Origin of the sequence: Variovorax sp. Sphag1AA (assembly GCF_014192575.1) — a bacterium.
Lineage (GTDB): Bacteria > Pseudomonadota > Gammaproteobacteria > Burkholderiales > Burkholderiaceae_C > Variovorax.
The window spans coordinates 474,304-496,554 of the sequence record NZ_JACHYC010000001.1 but is presented as its reverse complement, the minus strand read 5'-3'; the positions used below and the strand labels follow the sequence as shown (position 1 = coordinate 496,554).

Below are 22,251 nucleotides of genomic sequence, written 5' to 3'. Positions count from 1 at the left end.
TGGCTCATGCAGGCTCCTGCCTCGACACGCCTGCCGATTCGAAGCTCGCCATCTCGCGAAGAATGCGGCAAGCGGACTCCAGCAGCGGCCAAGCGAGCGCCGCCCCCGAGCCTTCGCCAAGGCGCAGGTCGAGTTGCAGCAAGGGTTGGAGTGACAGGTAGTGCAACAGCAGCCGATGTCCCGGCTCTGCCGACTCGTGCGCCGCGACGCAGCGCTGCAGGACGTTCGGCCGCAGCGCCTGCGCGACGAGCACCGCAGCGCTGGCAATGAAGCCGTCGAGCACGATCACCCGGCGCTCCTGGGCCGCCTGCAGCACCGCGCCGACCAGCGTTGCGATCTCGAAGCCACCGAAGGCGGCCAGGGCGGCCATCGGGCTCGTCGCGCTTGAGTGCAGTTCGAGCACACCACGCAATACCTTGCGCTTGTGGGCGCGCCCTGCCGCATCCAGGCCGGTTCCGGCACCTGTGCATGCATCGATGTCCTGGCCGGAGAGACGCGCGAGCAACATCGCCGCGGCCGATGAATTGCCGATGCCCATTTCGCCCAGCAGCACCACGTTGCCCGGCAGTTCGCGCACGAGCGCCATGCCATTCGCGACCGCTTCTTCGCATTGCGCCATGCTCATCGCGGGACCGACCGACGCATCGGCGGTGCCCGGCGCGATCTTGCGTACCAGCAAGCCGTCACGCGGCGCGAAGTCATGCCGCACGCCGCAGTCGACCACAGTGAGCTTCAATCCATGCTGGCGCGCCAGCACGCTCACCGCGGCACCACCTGCGAGGAAGTTCTCGACCATCTGCCAGGTCACATCGCTCGGATACGCCGACACACCACGCGCGGCCAACCCGTGGTCGCCCGCGCAAACAAGCATCTGCGGCGAAACGAACGCAGGCGCGGTGGTACCGAGGATCGTTCCGATGCGAAGGCCCAGCGACTCGAGTCGACCGAGCGCGCCGAGTGGCTTGGTCTTGTTGTCCAGCACATGCTGGAGTTGCGACGCAAGCGCGGCGTCGTCGATGCTGTCGATGGAGGGAAGTTCAAGCGTCATTCGATGAGGGAGCGCAGCACGCCCGGTTCAACGTTGGAATCGATGTGATCGGCCAGGCCATCGAACACTGCGTCGAGCGTGCGTGCTTCGACGCCGAAGAGCGCCTCGAGCACCGCAGGGTCTTCGAGGAGGCCGTGCAGGTACAGGCCAAGCACATTGCCTGCGCCGTTCTGCCATGCCAGATCGTCCGCCATGACGGCCGCGGCGCGGTCGCCCGCAGCAGCCATGGCACTGTGTTCGGCCGTCTGGCCATGGTGGATTTCGTAGCCGTACACGGTGATGCCGGAGAGTGCGGCCCAAGGCCCGCCCACGCGCGAGAAGCTTGCCTCGCGGTGTCGTACGGTCTTCTCGGCTGCGAACACGGTGACCACTGGCAAGAGTCCGAGTCCCGGCGCATTGCCGTCGACGCCATGCGGATCGATGAGCGCCTCGCCCAGCATCTGCAGGCCGCCGCACACGCCGAGCACCGCGCCGCCACGCGCCGCATGCGCAGCCACCGCGCGATCCAGTCCTTGCGCGCGGAGCCAGGCGAGATCGCCGCTGGTGTTCTTCGAGCCGGGCAGGATGATCCAGTCCGCACCGGCCACGTCGGCCGGACTGCGAGCCCACCGCAGCCGAACGCCTGCGATGTTCTTGAGCGGCTGGAACTCGTCGAGATTGCTGATGCGCGGATAGGCGATGACCGCAATCGTCCGCGTGACCTCGCCGCTTGCGACGCTGCGGTCGTCGAAGACGCCGTCTTCTTCCGGCAGCCCGTGCTGCCACCACATCGGCAGCGTGGCGACCGTGGGTATGCCGGTCAGCGCCTGCAGTTGCTGCGGCGCGGGTGCGAGCAGCGAAGCATCACCACGGAACTTGTTGAGCACGAAGCCGGCCATCAATGCGCGGTCTTCCGGCGGCATGAGCGCCCAGGTGCCGTAGAGATGCGCGAAGGCGCCGCCGCGATCGATGTCGGTGACGAGCAGGCATCGCGCGTTGGCGTGCCGTGCGACGCGCAGGTTGACGATGTCGCTGGCCATCAGGTTGATCTCGGCCGGCGACCCTGCGCCTTCGATGACCACGACATCGTTCTCGGCGCGAAGTTCGTCGAGCGCCTGCGCGATCTGCGGCCACACGCGCTCGCTTCGTCCGCGCCATGGGAGCGAAGACAGTTCGTTGCTGACCTGCCCCATCAAGACCACCTGGCTGTGGGTATCGCGCTCGGGCTTGAGCAGCAGCGGGTTCATGCGCACGTCGGGCTCGGTGCGAGCGGCCAAGGCCTGGAAGTACTGCGCGCTCCCGATCTCGCCGCCGACGACGACGCGCGCGTTGTTGCTCATGTTCTGAGCCTTGAAGGGAGCAACCTTGAGGCCCTGGCGCGCATACCAACGGCACAGCGCGGTCGCGATCCAGCTCTTGCCGGCGCCACTGGTGGTGCCAAGGACCATGACGCAACGCGCTCGCGGATTCACCACATCGGGACTCATGAGCGCGATTGTCCTTTACGTGAAGTCCATCACGGATCAGAGCGGCTCATTTGACCGATGTAAAACCTTTCCCCTAATTCGCCGTTAGCTTCTGGTCAACCGGAAATGAAGGGATACGGCGGATGGCCGCACTACGAGAAATTGCTCTCACTGTCGAAGAGCGCGACACGAATCAGTTCTATTGGGTTCTTCTGGAGGCTGTAAGCACCGACGAGACGGAAGCTATTCACTACCGCAAGATTCGATCTGCGACTCTGGCGCAGACCACTTATTCGAATGCCTTGGCTGTGGGGTACAGCGCGCTGCGGCGGGTGGCGGAATCTGGGGGGTTTTCGGAGACCATCCTTTAGGGGGTGGGCCGCCTGGGTTGGGGTGCGGGGCTGGGGGCTTCACTACGCCGGCCGCTGCGCGGCTGCCCTGCGGTGCTCGCCTTTCGCGGGGGCTCGCGCAAACTCGCTTCGCTCAGACAGCGCGAGCCCTGATCCGCGAAAGGCTGCGCTCCTCGGCGGCGTAGAGGCGCCCCCAGCCCCGCACCCCAACCCAGGCTCCGTCGTGCGTGTACAGCGACTCGGCTCGTCTGCGACGTCGCCAATCGTTCCCGCCCAACATTGGTGGGGGCGGACAGTTCTTCCCTACCGTTTCAGCGGTGGCGGGCGGTGTGCTTTTGGGCGGCCGTTCCGGCGCCGCCGAGCAGCGCAGCGGTACGCGGATCAGGGCCGCGCATGTTTGAGCGAAGCGAGTTTGCGCGGACCCCGCGTACCGCGAGCAGCGCAGGGCAGCCGCAAAGCGGCCGGTGACGTCGGCCGCCCAAGAGCACACCGCCCGCCACCGCCACCCCAACACTCAACCCCAGCAAGCCTCAACGCCCAGCCACCTTCTGATCACGCAAGGAGGAGTCGGCAACGTTCACATCCCAACTCCCCCCCAGCGCCCGAATCAGCCCCACGGTCGCCTGATACTGCGCCGACCGCACCTGCAACGCCTGCCTGCGGTTAGCGAGTTCCTGCCGCCGAGCGTCGAGCAGATCGAGTTGGCTCACGATCCCGTTGCGATAACGAGAGTCGGACAAAGTCGTCGCCCGACTCGCCGAAGTCACAGCCTTCGCCTGCACGTCCGCCTGCTGTTCAAGAATGCGCAGCGAAGAAAGTTGATCCTCCACTTCCTTGAACGCAACCAGCACCTGGGTTCGATAGCTCGCCAGCGCGCCATCGAGCTGCGCCGAAGCACTCTGCACGCCCGCCTCCCGACGACCGCCATCGAAAAGCGGCAAGTTCAGCAGCGCACCAATACCCCATGACTTGGCCGACCACTTGAACAGATCGCTCAAGTCCTGCGACGCATAGCCGCCACCGGCCGTCAACGAGATGTCCGGGAACCACGCCAACTGCGCCACGCCGACTCGCGCTTGCGCCGCCATCACCGACTTCTGCGCTGCGGAAATGTCAGGCCGTCGCGTCAGCACCGTCGCCGGAACGCCCGCAGGGATCGTAGGCAACGCCGTGGACCATTCGTCCGTGTTCACGCCGAAATCCGAAGCCGCGTCGCCCGCCAGCACCGCGAGCGCATGTTCCAGCTCTGCGCGGCGGCGGTCCAGCGTCAGCGCGTCGGATTCCGTCGAGGCCACTTCCGTCTCCACGCGCGCCACATCCAGTTCGGCCACGTCGCCCGCGCGCTGCCGACTCTGCGTCAGCTTCAGCGTGTCGCGGTACGCCTCGACCGTGTCGCGCACCAGCGCCCGCTCAGCATCAACCGCCCGAAGCTGCAGGTAGGTCTGCGCCGTATCCGACTCGACCAGCAGGCGCGTGCTCTGCAAGAGCCCTTCGCGCGCATCGGCATCCAGTTGCGCTGCCTCGCTTGCGCGCGACAGCTTGCCGAACAGGTCGAGCTCATACGAAGCCGCGACGCCCGCCTGAAGCAATGTCGACGGCTTCGGGCTCAGGTTGCGATCCAGGCCCGCACTGCGAATGCCGCCGGCGACGACGCCCACCTGCGGTGACCGCTCCGCATCGGCGCTACGAGCCAACGCACGCGCCTCAGCCAGCCGTGCCGACGCAGCCTGGATGTTCGTGTTGCGCGCAACGGCCCGCTCGACCAGCTTGTCCAGCACCGGATCGTTGAACGCCCGCCACCATTCGCCGCGCGGTTGCGCTTCGGCCGGCTGGGCACGCGTCCATGTGCCATCGCGCTGTGCGACCGGCTGCTCCTTGAACTGTGCAGGCGCCTCGAAGGTCGGGGCTTCCACCTTCGCAGTCGCGCAACCGGCGAGCACCATCGCCGCCACCAGCGGCAGCAACACGGCCCGCCACGGCCGCACCTTGGCTTGTGTTTCGTTTTTCATGATCAGCTTTCTCGATTCACAAAGGTCACTCGATCGCCTTGAGCGGCGCGGCGGGTGAAGGCCGCAGCGGCCCGCCACCATGCGAAGGCTCGACCGGGTGGTCACCCGACACGAACGCATCGCCATGCGGCACTTCGCCATGCAGCTTCAGCGGACGGTTGCCCGTCATGCGACGCAGCAGTACGTAGAACACCGGCGTCAGGAACAGACCGAACGCAGTCACGCCGATCATTCCGGAGAACACCGCAATGCCCATCGCATGGCGCATCTCCGCGCCCGCGCCTGTCGAAAGCACCAGCGGCAGCACACCCATGATGAAAGCCATCGAGGTCATCAGGATCGGGCGCAGCCGCAGCCGGCTCGCTTCGATCGCCGCCTGTATCGGCGTTCGCCCGGCGAACTCCAGCTCGCGCGCGAACTCGACGATCAGGATGGCGTTCTTCGCCGATAGCCCGACAAGCACCATCAACCCGATCTGCGTGAAGATGTTGTTGTCGCTGCCGGAGAGCCACACGCCCGTCATCGCAGCCAGCAGGCCCATCGGCACGATCAGGATGATCGCCACCGGCAGGGTCAGGCTCTCGTATTGCGCCGCGAGCACCAGGAACACCAGCAGGAGCGCAAGCGGGAAGACCCACACCGCCGAGTTGCCGGCGAGGATTTCCTGGTACGTCAGCTCGGTCCATTCATAGCTCACGCCCTGCGGCAGCGTCTCCGCCGCGATGCGCTCGATCGCCGCGCGGGCCTGTCCGGACGAGAAGCCCGGAGCCGGTCCGCCGTTGATGTCGGCCGAGAGGAAGCCGTTGTAGCGCATCGCACGTTCCGGCCCGTAGCTGGGCTGGATGTTCATCAACGCCGACAAAGGCACCATCTCGCCGCTGGTCGAACGTACCTTGAGCAGGCCCACGTCCTCCGCACGCGCGCGGTACGGCGCATCCGCCTGCACCCGCACGCTGTAAGTGCGGCCGAAACGGTTGAAGTCGTTCGCATACAGGCTGCCGAGGTAGATCTGCATGGTGTCGAACACTTCCGTCACCGGCACACCGAGCTGGCGCGCCTTGGTGCGGTCGATGTCGGCATAGAGCTGTGGCACGTTGACCTGCCAGCTCGTGAACATGCCCGCGAGCTCCGGCGTCTGGTAAGCCTTCGCCATGAACGCCTTCACCGCCTTGTCCATGCCCGCGTAGCCGACCGATCCACGGTCTTCGAGCTGCAGCTTGAAGCCACCCGTCGTGCCGAGGCCCTGCACCGGCGGCGGCGGGAAGATCGCGATGTACGCGTCCTGGATCTGGCTGAACTGCGCGTTCAACTGGCCCGCGATCGCACCGGCACTGAGGTCCTTGGACTTGCGCTTGTCGAAATCATCGAGGCCCACGAACACGATCCCCGAGTTCGAGCTGTTGGTAAAACCGTTGATCGACAGGCCCGGGAACGTGATCGCATGCTGCACGCCAGGCTGCTTCATCACGATCTCGTTCATGCGGCGCGTGACTTCTTCCGTGCGGTCGAGCGTCGCACCGTCGGGCAACTGCGCGAAGCCGATCAGGTACTGCTTGTCCTGCGCCGGCACGAAGCCGCCTGGCACCGCCTTGAAAAGGCCGAAGGTCACGCCGACGAGCGCGAGGTAGATCACCATCATCAGCGCCTTGCGCGAGATCGCGCCCTTCACGCCGCTGCTGTAGCCCTCGGCGCCGCGATGGAACACGCGGTTGAAGGCGCGGAAGAAGCGGCCGAACACGCGGTCCATGCCGCGGGTCAACGCATCCTTGGGCGCGTTGTGGTCGCGCAGCAGCAAGGCGGCGAGTGCAGGCGACAGCGTGAGCGAGTTGACCGCAGAGATCACGGTCGAGATCGCGATCGTCAGCGCGAACTGGCGATAGAACTGCCCCGTCAGCCCGCTGATGAAGGCCAGCGGCACGAACACCGCCACCAGCACCAGCGCGATCGCGATGATCGGCCCCGACACCTCGCGCATCGCACGGTAGGTGGCCTCGCGTGGACTCAGTCCTGCCTCGATGTTGCGCTCCACGTTCTCGACCACCACGATCGCGTCGTCGACCACGATCCCAATCGCGAGCACCAACCCGAAGAGACTCAGCGCGTTGATCGAGAAGCCGAAGAGATGCATCACCGCAAACGTGCCGATGACCGACACCGGCACGGCGAGCAGCGGGATGATCGATGCACGCCAGGTCTGCAGGAACAGGATCACGACCAGCACGACCAGCGCGATGGCCTCCAACAGCGTGTGCACCACCGATTCGATCGAGGCGCGCACGAACTGCGTCGGGTCGTAGACGATGTCGTAGTCCACGCCGTCGGGCATGTTCTTCTTGAGCTCGGCCATGGTGGCGCGCACGTCGTTCGAGATCTGGATCGCATTCGATCCCGGCGCCGCGAAGATCGGCACCGCGACCGCGTCCTTGTTGTCGAGCAGCGAACGCAGCGCATAGCTGGACGCACCGAGTTCGAGGCGCGCCACGTCGCGCAGGCGCGTCACGGCGCCGTCGGAACTGGTCTTGACGATGATGTCGCCGAACTCTTCTTCAGTCTGCAGACGGCCTTGCGCGTTGATCGAGATCTGCATGTCCACGCCCGGCAGCCCCGGCGAAGCGCCGACCACACCGGCCGCGGCCTGTACGTTCTGCTCGCGGATCGCGCGCACCACATCGCCCGCGGAGAGGCCGCGCTGCGCGACCTTCTGCGGGTCGAGCCAAACACGCATCGAGTAGTCACCCGAGCCGAAGAGCTGCACATCGCCCACGCCCTGCACGCGTGCAAGCCGGTCCTTGACATTGAGCACCGCGTAGTTGCGCAGGTAGGTCATGTCGTAGCGGCCATTGGGTGACAGCAAGTGCACCACCATCGTGAGGTCAGGCGAGCTCTTGACCGTCGTGATGCCGAGGCGACGAACCTCTTCCGGCAGGCGCGGTTCGGCTTGCGCCACACGGTTCTGCACGAGCTGCTGGGCCTTGTCCGGATCGGTGCCGAGCTTGAAGGTGACGGTCAGCGTCATCAGGCCATCGGTGGTCGCCTGGCTGCCCATGTAGAGCATGCCTTCGACACCGTTGATCTGCTCCTCCAGTGGCGTCGCCACTGTTTCAGCGATGACCTTCGGGTTCGCGCCGGGATAGTTGGCCCGCACCACCACGGATGGTGGAACCACTTCCGGGTACTCGGAAATCGGCAGGCCACGCAATGCGATCAGCCCGCCGATCAGTATCAGCAGCGACAGCACGCCGGCAAAGATCGGCCGGTCGATGAAGAATTTCGAAAGATTCATGATGATTCCCCTCCTCGAACGGGATCAGGATTTCTCAGGCTTCGCTTGCGCGACGCGCTGGGTTTGCGGTGCGAGTTCGGCCTTCGCATCCATCGTCACGGTCTGCGGCGCCACGACCGCACCGGGGCGGATGTGCTGCAGGCCATTGACGATCACGCGCTCGCCGGGCTGCAGGCCCTTGGTCACGATGCGCAGGCCGTTGAACGGCGCGCCCAGCGCGACTTCGCGGTACTCGGCCTTGTTGTCGCTGCCGACGACCATCACGAATTTCTTGTTCTGGTCGGTGCCGACGGCGCGTTCGTTCACCAGAAGCGCCAAGTCGTTGTGAGCCTGGCCCATGCGGATGCGAGCGAACTGTCCGGGGATCAGGGCGCCGTCCTTGTTGTCGAAGGCCGCGCGCACACGCACCGTACCGCTCTTGGCATCGACCTGGTTGTCGATGAGCTGCAGCCGCCCTTCATACGGCGTGCCATCGGTTCCGGCGGTGCCCATCTGCACCGGAATGCCTTCGATGCGCGCACGGGCGCTGGCACCACCGGGCAGATCCTTGAGCGCACGGACCACGATTTGTTCGTCGGCATCGAAGCTCGCGTAGATCGGGCTCACCGACACCAGCGTCGTGAGCACCGGCGCGCCCGGACCGGCCGCGACCAGATTGCCCACCGTGACTTCGAGCTTGCCGATGCGCCCGGCCACCGGTGCGCGGACCTGCGTGTAGCCGAGGTTCAGGCGCGCGCTTTGCAGCTGCGCCTGCGCGGCGCGGAGGCTCGCTTCCGCTTCGCGGCTGGCGTTCGTCCGTTCATCGAGTTCGCGCTGGGCGATCGCCTGTTCCGCCCAGAGGCGGCGTGCGCGCTCTGTCTCGCTGCGGGTGAAGGCCACGCGGGCCTGCGCGGCCACGACCTGTGCTTCGGCGCGATCCACTTCAGCCGCGTACGGAGCCGGGTCGATCGTGATCAGCAGTTCGCCCTGCTTGACCAACGCGCCCTCGCGGAAATGCACCGCCTGTACTGCACCTGCGACGCGCGACCTGACATCCACGCGCTCGACTGCTTCGAGTCGGCCCGAGAACTCGTCCCAGGTGTTGACCTCTGTCGAAGCGACCGCGGCCACCGAAACAGGCACCGCCTGGGGCGCCGCCGCCGATGGCGTGTTGTTCGCCTCAGCATTGAAACTATGGAAGCCCAGCAGCACCGCCGAAGCGATGGCAACCAGGGCCGTGACGCCGGTCACCGCGGGCCAGAGGCCGCGACGGGCCGGAGAGGAAGACTTGTTGTTCGTCATGATGAATACGTCCTTTTGGTGACTTCTGGGATGCAACGGACCCTCCCGCGCGGATAGCGCAGGACGGCGGGAAATCGGATTCGGATGGGAGCGCGGCGGTCGGCGGCCAAAGCCGTTGCGCGGACGAGGGCTCCCCCGCTGCGACGGTCGTGCCGTTGCAGGAGAAAGAGGGATCAGGCCCTCAGCCTTCGGATCGATCCCGCGCTACGGGATGTGTGGCCGCACGGCGAACCGTGCTTCGCCGCTCAGTGAGGCGGCGGTGCGGCGCTGAAGAATTCGCGGAAGTGCTTCTGCACCGCCGCTTCGCACTCAGCGCAACCGGAGCCCTCGGGCTCGTAGAGTGCAGCGGGCCAGTTCGAGGCTCCGGGCAACACACTGCTGGTAACCGGAATGCCGGCGTCCTGGAGCCGCTGCGCGAAGGCGATGCCCTCGTCGCGCATCGGATCGTCCTTGCCGACCAGCACCAGCGTCCGGGCCACTTCGGCAAGCCGGAGCGATCCGCCCGGCACCGCATAGGGGTGCGTGGCATTGACCGGCCGGCTCAGGAATTCGCGCCAGCCCGATGCCCACCGGCACTGGACGGCATCGCCCGTGGCCTGCCGCAACGACGCGGTTCCGGCACACGGATCGAGCATGGGCGACAACAGGATCTGACCTGCCAGCGGCGGATGCCCACGGTCGCGCGCGATCATCGCCACCGCCGCCGCCACATTGCCGCCGGCTTCCTCGCCTGCCAGGAATAGGTCGGCGCCCTTGCCACCGAGCTTCACGCGCTGCTTGTAGAGCCATTCGAGCGCCGCATAGCCCACTTCGATCGGCTCCGGGAACGGCGCCTTGGGCGCCTTCGGGTAGTCGAGGGATACGACCACTGCACCCGCGCCAGCCAGGAGTCGGGCCACGTTACGGCCGTTGTCGAGACCGCCGCAGACGAAGGTTCCGCCATGGAAATGCAGCACCAACGGCACGGTCGCGCCACGGGCGCGCTCGCCGTAGATGCGGGCCTTGACCGGCTCGCGCCCGGGAAGGTCGATGCTGATGTCGGGTTCGGCACCCCGCGCAGCGACCGCGGGGGCGTCGGCGGATAGCGGGGACGGTCGGGTGGACATTAGGCGGTCTCGGTGGATGGACGATGGATGGAATATAAGACGCCGTTCACAGGCTTCAAACAGGATACGAGCCCCCACTCTGTTTCCAAGCGGCTAACAATCGGCTCAAATGACCGTGTGAGAATCCCGCTCCCCCGGCCCCAGGGCCACCCGAAAAGCGCACTCTCAGGAGCAGCATAGATGGATCAGATCCAAGGCATGCGGATCTTCGTTCGCGTCGTCGAAGCAGGCACTTTCACCCGTGCGGCCGACTCGCTCGGCCTGCCCAAGGGCACGGTCACCAAGCAGATCCAGGCGCTGGAGGGGCGTCTGCGCGTCAAGTTGCTCAACCGCACCACCCGCCGGGTCACGGTGACACCCGACGGCGCGGCCTATTACGAGCGCACCGCCCGTCTGCTGAACGATTTCGACGATATCGAAGCCAGCATGACGAACGCGCAATCCAACCCGACCGGGCGGCTGCGGATCGACGTGGGCTCATCGATGGCGCGGCTGGTGATCCTGCCCGCGTTGTCGACCTTCTGCGACCAATACCCCGACATCCAGGTGGACGTCGGCGTCAGCGACCGCACGGTCGACCTGATCACCGACAACGTGGACTGCGTGATCCGCGGCGGCGATCTCACCGACCAGTCGCTGGTGGCCCGGCGCATCGGCAACCTGCCGTGGATGACGGTGGCCTCGCCCGCGTACATCAAGCGCTATGGCATTCCGCAGCATCCGAGCGACATCGAGAAGCGGCACCTCGTGGTGAGCTTCTTCTCGGGCAGCACACGTCGGGTTTACCCGCACGAATTCCATCGCGGCGAGGAACAACTGGAGATCGCCGGGCCCTATCGCGTCTCGGTGAACGACAGCAACGCACACATGACGGCGGTGCTCGGCGGCTACGGGCTGTCGCAGGTCATCACCTATATGGCGGAGCCGTACATCGCAAGCGGAGAGCTGGTGCAGATCCTGAAGGACTGGACGCGCCCGCCGCTGCCGGTGCACGTGGTGTATCCGCCGAACCGGCACCTGAGCGCCAAGGTGCGGGCGTTCGTGGACTGGGCGGCCGAGTTGTTCGCGAAGCACCCGCAGTTGCAGCGAACCGCGTCGATGCCTCTGGCCGCCCCTGCCGCTGTCGCGGCCCCCGTCGCCGCCCCCTCGGCCGCTATCGCCAGGACTGCCTGAGCGCCTCCTGGCTGGCGGTCGGCAGCACGCCCAGCCGGACATGCCCCGGCAGACCGAAGGAAGCCGTGTCGCGCAGCTTGATGCCCTTTGCGCGCATCGCGGCGGCGCGTTCGCCCGAATACGCCACGTCCGGCTTCGCGCAGAAGTAGTTGGCGACGCTGGGCAGGCATGTCCAGCCGAGCGATTCGCACATTTCGCGTTGCGACGCCTTCCATGAGCGCAAGGTGGCACGGCTTTCGTCCACCCACCGTTGGGTCTCGAAACCCGTCCAGCATTCGAGCAACGCGACGCCATGCGCGCCGACGGGCCACGAGGGCGCCAGCGCCGTGAGCCGCCCCGTCATCTCCGCGCTGTCCAGCGGCGCGATGGCATACGCGGCGCGCACACCTGTCAGGCCCAGTACCTTGTTGGGGGTCCAGAGTTGCCAGACCCGATCGAGGTGTCGTGCGCTCAGCAATAGCTCCCCGTCCAGGCGCAAGGGCTCGTAAGCGAGATCGATCACACAGGTCGTCTCCGCACCCGGCTTGCCGATGCTGGCTGCGAGCCCTTCCTGCGGCTGGCCGAGTGGGCTCGACGGATCGCAGCACCACACCAGATCGGCGCCGTCGCTCACAACCTCGAAACCCCAGGCCGCCGCCGCGCGCAAGTAGTCGCCATAGCAATGCGGAGGCACCTGGATGCGCGTGCCGCCACGTTGCGCCACGGCCGCGGTGATGCGCGAGATGAATTCGCTCGCACTCGATGCGATCACGATCCGCCGTGGATCGACCTGGTGGAATTGCGCGAGCTGTTCGCACAAGGCCGTGTAGGCCGGGTCAGGGTAGCGGCGAGGATCGGCTCTTTCGACAGCCGCGAGCGCATGAGGACACGGCCCGCATGCATTGGCATTCGTCGAGAAATCGTGCAGCGCCGCACCCAGCGCGTCGGGTCCGCCGTGCGTCATGCCCATCCCGCCCGGGCGAGAACCACCAGCGTCGCTCCGATCGCGGACAGCACGACCACGCGGGATGCGCATGCAATCGCACGCGCAGTGTCCGACGCCACTGCTTCGCGTCCTTGCTCGTTGAGCACATACACCCCCGGCTTCGCCAGCCGAACGCCAAGGAGAAGCGCCATCGTGCCCATCGGCCATCCGCCGTTGGGCGACGGCGTTCTGTGCGCCTCGTGCCTGCACGATGCAAATTGCAGCGAAGAGCCGGCAGCCAGCAAGGCAGCAGTGATCCGCGCCGGAACCCACGAGAGCACGTCGTCCACCCGTGCGGCCCACTTGCCAGCCCATTCCCAACGGGCATTGCGATAGCCCCACATCGCATCGGCCGTGTTTGCAAAACGATAGATCGCCGCGCCCGGCAGGCCGAGCAACGCAAACCAGAACAGTGGCGCGACCATCGAATCGTTGAGGTTCTCGGCCAGCGATTCGATGGCGCTCTCTCGCACTTCCACCGCACTGAGCGCGCTCACGTCGCGGCTCACCAGCCGTCCGAGTTGCGTGCGCCCCTCGTCGAGCGAACGGCCGAGCGCCGCTTCGACCGCCAGAACTTCATCACGCAACATGCGCCATGCCAGCAGCGGCTTGAGCGCGAAGCCGATCCACAACGCAGCCGCCCATGCAGGCAGCGTCTCCGCCATCAGCCCGAAGCCGCCGGCGATGGCTCCCACCAGCGACGCGCCGACACACCATGCCACTGCGCCCCAACAGAAGCTCGCGAATGGGTGCCGCGCCCGATCAGGCGGCGCAACGCGATCGCCGATCCAGCCCAGATAGCCACCCATCCACACCACCGGATGCCACCTTGCAGGTGGCTCGCCAAGCCAGCGATCGATCGCCAGCGCAAGCCAGAGTGCGGCGACGGACGCCAACGCGGACTTCCTAGTCCTCGATGCCGCGCTGCGCGGGAATTCCGGCCTTGAACGCGTGCTTGACCATCGTCATCTCGGTCACCGTGTCGGCGAGCTGGACGATTTCTTCGGGACAGCGGCGGCCGGTCAGCACGACGTGCACTTCCTTCGGCCGCGTACGAAGCGTCTCCAGCACACCCTCGAGCGGCAGCCAGCCGTAGATCAGCGGATAGGTGATCTCGTCGAGCACCACCAGGAAGTACTCGCCCGACAGGATCGCCGCCTTCGCTTTCTCCCAGCCGTCGCGCGCAAGTTGCGCCGACCGTTCGAGGTCCTGGCTCTTCCAGCTGAAGCCGTCGCCGAGTCCTTCGATCGGGATGCCGATCTGCTCGAACATCCGATGCTCGCCGAAGCGGGCGCTGGGCACCTTCATGAACTGGAAGATCTTCACTGCCTTGCCGCGTCCGTGCGCGCGCAGGGCGAGGCCGAAAGCTGCGGTGCTCTTGCCCTTGCCGTCGCCGGTATTGACGATCACGATGCCGCGGCGTTCGCCTTCGGGCTTTTCATAGGGCTTTTCGCTGGGTGGGGTTTCGATCTGCATAGGTGTGTTTCCGAGGACTCAACGCGGCACGGCAAGCCAGTGGCCCAGCATTTGATGCACTCTGACGCGGTTGTCGAATACGGCTTCCAGTGCGCGGTGCGTGGCGGCGTCATCGCACTGGCCGTGATGCAGCACGCGCCCCTGCCCCATCACCACCATGTCGTCGGCGGCCAGTGCGGCGTTGAGCTCGTGCAGCACGCTGATGACGGTGCGGCCCTGAGCGATCAGCTCGCGCACGGTCTGCATCCAGTCGGACTGATGCGGCGGATCGAGATTGGCGAGCGGCTCGTCCATCAGCAGCACCTCGGCTTCGACGGCGAGTGCGCGCGCCAGCAGCACGCGCTGGCGCTCACCGCCGGAAAGCTGGCCGAGCGCCCGGTCGCGCCACTCCCATGCCTGCGTACTGCGCAATGCGCGTTCGACCGCCGCGCGATCCGCATCGCTTGGCGACGCGAGCCAAGGCTGGTGCGGCAGACGGCCAAGCATCGCGACGTCGTAGACCAGAAGGTCGTCCGCACTGCCCTCGCCCGCGCCACCCTGGCCGAGCCACGACAGCCGGCGGGCGCGCGCGCGTCCGCTCATCGCCGCAAGCGGCTGGCCGAGCAACTGCACTTCGCCGTCGTGCGGCAACAGGCCTGCAAGCACCTTCAGCAGGGTCGATTTGCCCGCGCCGTTGGGGCCGACGATGCTGGTCCAGCGCCGTTGCGCCAAAACCAGGTCGATGGTGTGCAGAACTTCGACGTGACCGAGCCGCGCGCCGATGCACCGGGCTTGCAGCGCCGCCGTCATCGCGCACCGCCTTTCGCGGCCCGCCGATGCATCAGCCACAACAGGTAGCTACCGCCGAGCACCGCAGTCAGCACCCCGACCGGCAGTTCCTGCGGCGCGATCAGCCATCGCGCGAGAAGGTCGGCCGACATGAGGAGCAGGCCGCCCATCGCACTCGACAGAGGGATCAGCCGCGCATGCGTGGTCTTGACGGCCGAGCGCACCAGATGGGGCGCCGCAAGGCCGACGAAAGCAATCAGCCCGGTCTGCGCCACTGCGGCGCCGGTCGCCAGCGCGAGCACCGCCACCAGTGCCGCACGCATCGCACCGAGCGGCAAGCCGAGGCTGCTCGCGGTGGATTCGCCAAGTGCCAATCCGTCGAGCACGGGCGCCAATGCCCATCCAAGCAGCACGCACACGAGGGCCAGCAGGCTCATCACCGCGCAGGCACTCCAGCCCACCAACCCGGTGCTGCCGAGCATGAAGGCCTGCATCGCCTGAAGGATGTCGGTCGATGCGATCGCGATCAGGTCCTTCACTGCGCCGAGCACCACGCCGACGATCACGCCCGCGAGCAAGAGGCGCAGCGTCTGCTGTACGCCACGGGCCAACAGCAGCGTGAGCATCACCGCCACCACGGCGCCGACGAATGCCGCGCCGGTCATGCCGAGGCGGACCGCCCATTGCGTGCTCGCGGGCGAAGCGCCGAACGCCCACAGCGCCGCCGCCACGCCAAGCGACGCTCCCGATGCGCTCCCCAGCAGATACGGATCGGCCAGAGGATTTCGGAAAAGTCCCTGCGCCACCGCCCCCGCAAGCCCGAGGAGCGCGCCGGCCAGCCACGCGCCGAGCGTGCGCGGCATCCGGATGTCGCGGACGATCTGCATTGCGACGGGGTCGTTCCACGCGGCAAAGATGCTCTCGAAGCCCGTGCTGCCCACGCCCAGGCCGAGCACCAGCACGGCGGCGCCGATCGCGAGAAGCGCGAATCCGAGCGCGAACGCGCGTCGCTGCTCGCTCTTCATTCCCCTGCCTTAGACAAAAGGCACTGGGCCATCAGGCGTGCCGCCTCGCCCATGCGCGGACCGGGCCGCACCAGCACGTCGGATTCATCGGCGGTGAATCGACAGATGCGACCATTGCGCACGGCCTTGATGTGATTCCAGCCGGGGCGCTGTTCCAGGCCCTGCCCGCTGCGGGCGCTCACCATGATCAGGTCGGGATCGGCGCGCACCACGAACTCGGGGTTGAGCTTCGGGAACGGACCCATCGCCGCCGGCACGATGTTCTTCGCGCCCAGCCTCGTGAGCGTCTCGCCAATGAACGAAGACTCGCCCGCTGCATAGGGCGTGCTGTTGACTTCGAAGTACACCCGGGTGCGCGCAACGCGTTCCGGCAAAGACTGCGCGGCCGCTGAAACGCTCGCGTCGATCTCGCGCCACACGCGCTGCGCGTCGTTGCTACCGATCACACGGGCCACTGCATCGAGCACGCGGCGAACATCCGCATGATTCTTGGGTTCGAGCACCAGCACCTTGACGCCGAGCCCTTCGAGCCGCTCGGTGACGCGCGATGACTTCGCGAGCAGCACCACGTCCGGCTTGAGACCGACGATGGCCTCGACATTCGGATCGATCCCGCCGCCGACCTGCGGCAGGGCGCGCACCGATTCGGGCCAGTTGGAATAGCGATCCACGCCGACCAGCCGATTGCAGGCACCGAGCGTGCAGACGGTTTCGGTCAGCGACGGCAGCAAGGTCACGATGCGTTGCGGCGACTTGGGCAGGTCCACCGCCACGCCGCGTTCGTCGGTCACGACGACCGCCTGCGCCCATCCCGCGAGCACGGTCAGCAACGCGACAAGCGACAGTCTCGCGAGGAAATTCATTCAGGTTCTTTCAGGGTCAGCGGCAGTCCGGCCGCCATCAAGGTCACGCGGTCGCATACTGCCGCCACACGCTGGTTGAGCATGCCAAGCGCATCGACGAAGGCCCGTACCTCGCGGCCGAGCGGAATCACGCCGAGCCCGATCTCGTTGCCGATCAGCACCACCGGCCCCGACGCAGTGCCGAGTTCGAGCACGAGCGCATCCGCGGCGGCATCGATGTCGATCGGCATGCTCGCGTTGCCGCTGGCCGGCATCAGCAGGTTCGTCAACCAGAGCGTGAGGCAGTCGACCAGCACCATCGCGTCCGGCGAAGCGTGCGCGCGGATCGCCTCCGCAAGCGCACGCGGTTCCTCCACCGTATCGAGCCCCGGCACGCGCAGCGCGCGATCGCGGCGATGACGCGCGATGCGCGCGCGCATCTCGTCGTCATGCGCCTCGGCAGTTGCAATGAGCACGGCCCGGTGTGTGTCCGAACGCCCGAGCCACGCCGCGGCGAGTTCTTCGCCACGGCGCGATTTGCCGCTCTTCTGGCCCCCGAGGATCAGTTCGCGGCAAACGTCGCTCATTTCGGCTGCCACCTCAGCGTCACGTAGAACGCGCGGCCGGGCTGGTTGTAGCCGTAGGCGGTCTCGTACTGCACGTCGCCCACGTTCGAGACGCGGCCCTGCACTGACCAGTCCTTCGCGACGCGGTATTCGGCGTAGAGATCGACCGTGGTGTAGCTGCCGAGCGGGCGCGTGTTGGCCGCATCGTCGTAGCGTTGGCCCATATAGAGCGCCGTGCCACCGAGCTTCCACGCACCGATCTGATAGTCGGCGCCGAGCGAGGCCTGGTCCTTCGAGCGCCGCGGCAACAGCTTGCCGGTGACCTCGTTCTTCGGATCGAGCGAGTCGTAGCTCGCATGCAGGCCGAGGTTGCCGAACTGGCCGTCATAGCTCAACGTTCCGCCTTGGATCCGTGCGTGCGGGATGTTCTGCGGCAGCGTCTCGTTGGTGATGAAACCAGTGATCTTGTTGTCGTAGCCCACCAGCTTCACGGTATGGGCGCCCTGGCTCCAGGCAATGCCGACGTCGGTGTTCTTGCCCTCTTCCGGCTTCAGGTTCGGGTTGCCGAAGCCGGGGTAGTAGAGCTGGTTGAACGACGGCGCCACGAAGCTGGTGCCATGCGACGCGTTCACGCGCCAGTTCTGCGTGATGCGGTAGCCGTAGCCGGCAAACCACGTGTCGTTGCCGCCGAACTGCGAGTTGTCGTCGTGCCGCGCATTGACCTGCCAGCTGTGCGGGCCATAGTCGCCGTTGAGGCCGACGAAGGCGGAGTTGATGTCCCGCTCGGTGACGGTGTAGCGCGTATCGCTGTTCACGTTCTGTTCGAGCCGCTCCAGGCCAGCGATCACCGTGCCGATCGGCGTGGTGATGTCGTTCTGCCAGAGGTACTGGTTCTGCGTGGTTTCGAACAGGCCCGGCAGGTTGAACGTCGACGCCACGATGTTGCGGGTGTAGTCCTCGCTGCGGGAGTAGCGCAGTTGCGTGGACCAGTTCGACATCACCTTGCCCGCTGCACCAGCGTAGGCCGTCTGCGTGCGCACCGTATTGCGCGTGTCGCGGCCCGGGCCGTCATCGAAGTGGTTCAGGCCGTCCGAATACAGCAGGCCGGCGTCGAGCTTCCAGTCCGGGTTGAGCTGGTAGCCGAACGATCCGTTGACCGCGCTCTGATTGAACGGGTCGCGGTCGGGGTTGTAGTTGCCGAATTGCACCCTGCTGTTGGTCGCGGAAAAGCTGTCCTGGATTGTGCGCTGAACATCAAGCGAGTAGGTCGCGGCGCCCGACGCGCCGCTGAAGCCGCCGGTGATCTGCTTGTAGCTCTCGCTGCCGAGCGTCGTCGACGCGCGGGGCATGAAGGCGGAATCGCCCGGCGCAGCCTTGCGGGTGAAGATCTGCACCACGCCGCCGACGCCGTCGCTGCCGTAGAGAGCGGACGCCGGGCCCTTCACCACTTCGATGCGGTCGATCATCTCGACCGGGATGTTGTCCCAGTTCGGCGTGCCGAGTGTCGCGGAGCCGTAGCGGACGCCGTCGATCAACAGGATGGTGTGGCGCGCCTCGGTACCGCGGATGAAGACGCTGCTCGACTTGCCCGCACCGCCGTTGGCCGAAATCTGCACGCCCGCGACGCGCGCGAGGATCTCGGGCAGCGTGCGGCTGGCCTGCTGTTCGATCTGCGCGCGATCGATTACCACGGTGTCGGAGACCAAGTCATCGACACGCGTCGGAGTGCGGGTTGCGGTCACCACGGTTTCGCTGAGCGAAGGCGCACTCTGGGCCATCGCGACCGATGACACGCTAGACAGCGCGGCCACGGCGAGGGAAATATGGGTGACGCGCGCGCGCGGCCACGACGAAGCGCACCGGTCGGTGCGACGGAAGAAAACGCTTGTTTTCATGGGGGCAACAAAAGATCAATGTCCTTCGCCAGCTTCCCCGCCAGCGCATGGACGTCATGGTCACAACGCATGCGCGAACATGCGGCGACCGCCTCGTTGGCCGGTATCCGGGCTGGCAGCACGACCTTCGTCGCCTTCCCAGAAGCCTGTTTCATTGCTTCCAGTGGCTGATTGACGAAGGCGGCATCCGAAAAAGACGCCGTCTGCTTGACCGTTGCGGGGGCAGCGCAGGCTGGCCTGAGCCCTGCGAGGGCATCGGCTTCTGCTTCCCGTTCAACTGCGATGTGTGAACCACCTCGCGAGCACCAACAGCGCGGGATTGTAAAGTCTCGTGAAACACCGCAAGCGCCCGAATCTACAATCGCCCCCCATGCCTGCACCGAGCCGTATTGAACAGATCGCCGAGCGTGTCGAACGCCTGCTCGTGCGCCATGAAGAAGTACAGCGCACCAATGCGTTGCTGCAGGACCAGGTGGAGGCGCTCACGCGGGAACGCGATGCGCTCAAGTCCCGCCTGGCAGCGGCGCGCACGCGCCTCGATGCCCTCCTCGACCAACTCCCGGCCGATCCCACGCAAGACCCGAGCGCCCGCTCATGAAACAAATCGAAGTCCAGATCATGGGCCAGAGCTATCTGCTCGGCTGTCCCGAAGGCGGTGAAACCCAGTTGCGCGAAGCCGTGGAGCGTGTCGACGCCGCGATGTGCAAGATCCGCGATGCCGGCAAGGTGAAGGCGCGCGACCGCATCGCGGTGCTGGCGTCGCTGAACCTCGCGTTCGACCTGGCGCAGCGCGAAGCCGCGCCGCCACCGGCAGCGCCCGCCGCCGCAACCGATCCCACCGCGGACGATGCACGCGCCGCACAGTTGGTCCAGCGTCTCGATCAGGCCCTCGCCGGCGACGGACATTTGCTCTGAAACTCGCGTCATGTGCTTCGCACAGGCGTAAAATGCGCTTCGTCTGCGGTGCGCGCTGGGCTCTATATGTCCTTGTACCAATGCTCCACGGAGCAGGGCTTGGTATATCGCTCGGCGGGTGTGATCATCTCGCGTCAGATGAACCCGAAGCCTTGCTGCCCTCGCCCACCTGAACCCCGGTTCAGGCTGCGAGTCCAGGCCCACTCGCAGACACCTATTCCTCATCGCCACGGCCCCCGTTTCGGGGCCGTGGCTTTTTTCTGGCCTGTCTTTCGCACTGCATGACGATCGAACCCTTGCTGATCGCCGAACTCGCCCTGCTCGGCGTCGGCACCGGATTCCTGGCCGGCCTGCTCGGCATCGGCGGAGGCATGCTGATGGTGCCGTTCATCACGATCATCATGGGCCATCGCGGCGTGGCGGCCGATCTTGCAGTGAAGATGGCGATCGCGACTTCGATGTCGACGATCATCTTCACGTCGATCTCGAGCGTGCGGGCGCATCACAAGCGCGGCGCGGTGCGCTGGGACATCGTCAAGCGGCTCGCCCCCGGCATCATCATCGGCAGCCTGGTCGGCAGCCTGGGCGTGTTCTCGCTGCTCAAGGGCACGGCGCTCGCGATCTTCTTTGCGTTGTTCGTCGGCTTCTCCGCTACGCAGATGTTCCTCGACAAGAAGCCCAAGCCGACCCGACAGATGCCAGGCACCGGCGGCCAGCTCGCGGCTGGTGGCGTGATCGGATTCATCTCCGGTCTCGTGGGCGCGGGCGGTGGCTTCATCAGCGTTCCGTTCATGACATGGTGCAACGTGGCGATCCACAACGCGGTGGCGACGAGCGCGGCGCTGGGCTTCCCGATCGCGGTGGCGAATGTGGCGGGCTACATCGCAAGCGGCCAGTCGGTGCAAGGGCTGCCGGCCGGCTCGTTCGGCTACATCTGGCTGCCGGCGCTCGCGGCGATCGCGATCACAAGTTTCCTGGTCGCGCCACTCGGCGCGAAAGCGGCGCACAGCCTGCCCGTGTCGAAGCTCAAGCGCGTGTTCGCGACGATCCTCTATCTGCTCGCGGGCTACATGCTCTGGAAAGGCCTGCACGGCTGAAGTTTGATCTGGCACAAGCGCTTCTCCGTTGAACGGCTTAAAGTGGCCGCATTCAACTCAAGGAGAACTGAATGTTCCAGCGGATCCTGGTCGCCACAGACGGCTCGCCCCTTTCCAAGAAGGCAGTAACGAGCGCCATTGCGCTGGCGGCGCAGAACGGTTCCGAACTGGTCGCGCTGACCGTCGTGCCGCGCTATCCCACCAACTATTTCGACGGTGCTGCCGTCTTCACGCCCGAGGACATCGGCCGCATCGAGAAGCAATGGTCCGATGCTGCGCACACCGCACTCGAAGCGGTCGCGAACGAGGCCAAGACGGCCGGCGTGAACATCAAGACCGCTGTCGTCAGCTCGGATGTCGTCGGTGACGCGATCATCGGTGCGGCCAAGAAGCACGAGAGCAATCTGATCGTGATGGCGTCGCACGGCCGCAAGGGCATCAAGCGGCTGCTGCTGGGAAGCGAAACCCAGCATGTCCTTACTCATTCAGAGCTTCCTGTTTTGGTGCTGCGCTGATCGCGGTTTATAACGACGGCGCGGTACTACCAGCGCCGTACCTGCTACTACGAAAGGAAGCGAATGAAGATCCTGATCGCCGTGGACGGCAGCCTCCACACGCAGAAGGCCATTGACTACCTCGCGAAACACCGCGAGATGTTCGTGAACGGCAACGAGTTCGTCGTGGTCCACGTCTGCATTGGCGTGCCGGGGCATGTGGCCCGGCATCTGAGCAAGGGAACGATCGCGGAGTACTACCAGGAAGAAACCGCGAAGGTCATCGAGCCGGTCAAGGCACAACTCGCCAAGCACGACATCAAGAACTACAGCATCGACACGCGCCACGGCCATGCGGCCGAAGAGATCATCAAATCGGCGACCGAGTGCGGCGCCGAGTTGATCGTCATGGGTACGCACGGCCACGGCCTCTTCGCGCGCGCGCTCATGGGGTCGGTGGCTACCAAGGTAGTAGCCGAAACCGACCTCACCGTCCTTCTGGTGCAGTAGTGCC

General features: G+C 66.1%; 21 protein-coding genes and 1 riboswitch. Of the genes, 7 read left to right on the top strand and 14 right to left on the bottom strand.

Features of this window, described 5'->3' with window-relative positions; translation table 11 throughout:
* Nucleotides 1-4: 4 nt before the first annotated feature.
* A complete protein-coding gene (gene cobT, locus FHW64_RS02460) occupies nt 5-1,048 on the bottom strand; it encodes a nicotinate-nucleotide--dimethylbenzimidazole phosphoribosyltransferase (protein WP_184522750.1) in 1,044 nt (347 codons plus the stop codon).
* Nucleotides 1,045-2,514: a cobyric acid synthase gene (locus tag FHW64_RS02455; protein WP_260303609.1), complete on the bottom strand. Its 1,470-nt coding sequence runs from the start codon at nt 2,512-2,514 to the stop codon at nt 1,045-1,047. Before FHW64_RS02455 ends, cobT begins: the two co-directional genes overlap by 4 nt.
* Nucleotides 2,515-2,636: 122 nt before the next feature.
* Between FHW64_RS02455 and FHW64_RS02450 the strand changes: the two genes are divergently transcribed.
* Nucleotides 2,637-2,864, top strand: a complete 228-nt coding sequence (locus FHW64_RS02450; RefSeq protein WP_184522748.1) for a hypothetical protein — start codon at nt 2,637-2,639, stop codon at nt 2,862-2,864.
* A 509-nt stretch (nt 2,865-3,373) separates the two neighbouring features.
* Here FHW64_RS02450 and FHW64_RS02445 read toward each other — a convergent pair.
* From FHW64_RS02445 to FHW64_RS02430, 4 genes are all read right to left on the bottom strand, one after another.
* Nucleotides 3,374-4,852 carry an efflux transporter outer membrane subunit gene (locus FHW64_RS02445; protein ID WP_184522746.1) on the bottom strand — a complete coding sequence of 493 codons (1,479 nt, stop codon included), beginning with the start codon at nt 4,850-4,852 and terminating at the stop codon, nt 3,374-3,376.
* Nucleotides 4,853-4,877: 25 nt separating this feature from the next.
* The gene (locus tag FHW64_RS02440) at nt 4,878-8,135 is read right to left on the bottom strand and encodes an efflux RND transporter permease subunit (protein ID WP_184522744.1); all 3,258 of its coding nucleotides are present in this window, start codon (nt 8,133-8,135) and stop codon (nt 4,878-4,880) included.
* Nucleotides 8,136-8,159: 24 nt separating this feature from the next.
* A complete protein-coding gene (locus FHW64_RS02435) occupies nt 8,160-9,416 on the bottom strand; it encodes an efflux RND transporter periplasmic adaptor subunit (protein WP_184522742.1) in 1,257 nt (418 codons plus the stop codon).
* A gap of 245 nt (nt 9,417-9,661) precedes the next feature.
* The gene (locus tag FHW64_RS02430) at nt 9,662-10,522 is read right to left on the bottom strand and encodes an alpha/beta hydrolase fold domain-containing protein (RefSeq protein WP_184522740.1); all 861 of its coding nucleotides are present in this window, start codon (nt 10,520-10,522) and stop codon (nt 9,662-9,664) included.
* A gap of 180 nt (nt 10,523-10,702) precedes the next feature.
* Between FHW64_RS02430 and FHW64_RS02425 the strand changes: the two genes are divergently transcribed.
* Complete coding sequence (locus FHW64_RS02425) at nt 10,703-11,695, top strand: LysR family transcriptional regulator (protein WP_184522738.1); 993 nt, start codon at nt 10,703-10,705, stop codon at nt 11,693-11,695.
* Here FHW64_RS02425 and FHW64_RS02420 read toward each other — a convergent pair.
* From FHW64_RS02420 to FHW64_RS02385, 8 genes are read right to left on the bottom strand one after another with little or no spacing between them, the layout of a single operon-like run.
* Complete coding sequence (locus tag FHW64_RS02420) at nt 11,676-12,638, bottom strand: aminotransferase class I/II-fold pyridoxal phosphate-dependent enzyme (RefSeq protein ID WP_409350591.1); 963 nt, start codon at nt 12,636-12,638, stop codon at nt 11,676-11,678. The genes FHW64_RS02425 and FHW64_RS02420 overlap by 20 nt on opposite strands.
* Nucleotides 12,635-13,555: an adenosylcobinamide-phosphate synthase CbiB gene (cbiB, locus tag FHW64_RS02415; protein WP_184522734.1), complete on the bottom strand. Its 921-nt coding sequence runs from the start codon at nt 13,553-13,555 to the stop codon at nt 12,635-12,637. Before cbiB ends, FHW64_RS02420 begins: the two co-directional genes overlap by 4 nt.
* A 10-nt stretch (nt 13,556-13,565) precedes the next feature.
* Nucleotides 13,566-14,135, bottom strand: a complete 570-nt coding sequence (gene cobO / locus FHW64_RS02410) for a cob(I)yrinic acid a,c-diamide adenosyltransferase (RefSeq protein ID WP_184522732.1) — start codon at nt 14,133-14,135, stop codon at nt 13,566-13,568.
* Nucleotides 14,136-14,153: 18 nt separating this feature from the next.
* Nucleotides 14,154-14,924 carry an ABC transporter ATP-binding protein gene (locus FHW64_RS02405; RefSeq protein WP_184522730.1) on the bottom strand — a complete coding sequence of 257 codons (771 nt, stop codon included), beginning with the start codon at nt 14,922-14,924 and terminating at the stop codon, nt 14,154-14,156.
* Nucleotides 14,921-15,928, bottom strand: coding sequence for an iron ABC transporter permease (locus FHW64_RS02400; RefSeq protein ID WP_184522728.1), 1,008 nt, complete (start codon nt 15,926-15,928; stop codon nt 14,921-14,923). Before FHW64_RS02400 ends, FHW64_RS02405 begins: the two co-directional genes overlap by 4 nt.
* Nucleotides 15,925-16,791: an ABC transporter substrate-binding protein gene (locus tag FHW64_RS02395; protein WP_184522726.1), complete on the bottom strand. Its 867-nt coding sequence runs from the start codon at nt 16,789-16,791 to the stop codon at nt 15,925-15,927. Before FHW64_RS02395 ends, FHW64_RS02400 begins: the two co-directional genes overlap by 4 nt.
* Nucleotides 16,788-17,357, bottom strand: a complete 570-nt coding sequence (locus FHW64_RS02390) for a bifunctional adenosylcobinamide kinase/adenosylcobinamide-phosphate guanylyltransferase (protein WP_184522723.1) — start codon at nt 17,355-17,357, stop codon at nt 16,788-16,790. Before FHW64_RS02390 ends, FHW64_RS02395 begins: the two co-directional genes overlap by 4 nt.
* Nucleotides 17,354-19,231: a TonB-dependent receptor domain-containing protein gene (locus FHW64_RS02385; protein ID WP_260303608.1), complete on the bottom strand. Its 1,878-nt coding sequence runs from the start codon at nt 19,229-19,231 to the stop codon at nt 17,354-17,356. Before FHW64_RS02385 ends, FHW64_RS02390 begins: the two co-directional genes overlap by 4 nt.
* 80 nt (nt 19,232-19,311) lie before the next feature.
* Nucleotides 19,312-19,556, bottom strand: a riboswitch (cobalamin riboswitch).
* A gap of 45 nt (nt 19,557-19,601) precedes the next feature.
* On the opposite strand from FHW64_RS02385, the gene FHW64_RS02380 reads away from it, so the two are divergent.
* From FHW64_RS02380 to FHW64_RS02360, 5 genes are all read left to right on the top strand, one after another.
* Nucleotides 19,602-19,829 (top strand): DUF904 domain-containing protein, encoded by a 228-nt coding sequence (locus tag FHW64_RS02380; RefSeq protein ID WP_184522722.1) that lies wholly within the window; start codon nt 19,602-19,604, stop codon nt 19,827-19,829.
* The gene (locus FHW64_RS02375) at nt 19,826-20,146 is read left to right on the top strand and encodes a cell division protein ZapA (protein ID WP_184522720.1); all 321 of its coding nucleotides are present in this window, start codon (nt 19,826-19,828) and stop codon (nt 20,144-20,146) included. Before FHW64_RS02380 ends, FHW64_RS02375 begins: the two co-directional genes overlap by 4 nt.
* Before the next feature lie 281 nt (nt 20,147-20,427).
* A complete protein-coding gene (locus tag FHW64_RS02370) occupies nt 20,428-21,243 on the top strand; it encodes a sulfite exporter TauE/SafE family protein (RefSeq protein ID WP_184522718.1) in 816 nt (271 codons plus the stop codon).
* Nucleotides 21,244-21,314: 71 nt separating this feature from the next.
* A complete protein-coding gene (locus FHW64_RS02365) occupies nt 21,315-21,758 on the top strand; it encodes a universal stress protein (RefSeq protein WP_184522716.1) in 444 nt (147 codons plus the stop codon).
* Between the two features lie 63 nt (nt 21,759-21,821).
* Nucleotides 21,822-22,247, top strand: a complete 426-nt coding sequence (locus FHW64_RS02360; RefSeq protein ID WP_184522714.1) for a universal stress protein — start codon at nt 21,822-21,824, stop codon at nt 22,245-22,247.
* The last annotated feature ends 4 nt before the right edge of the window (nt 22,248-22,251 follow it).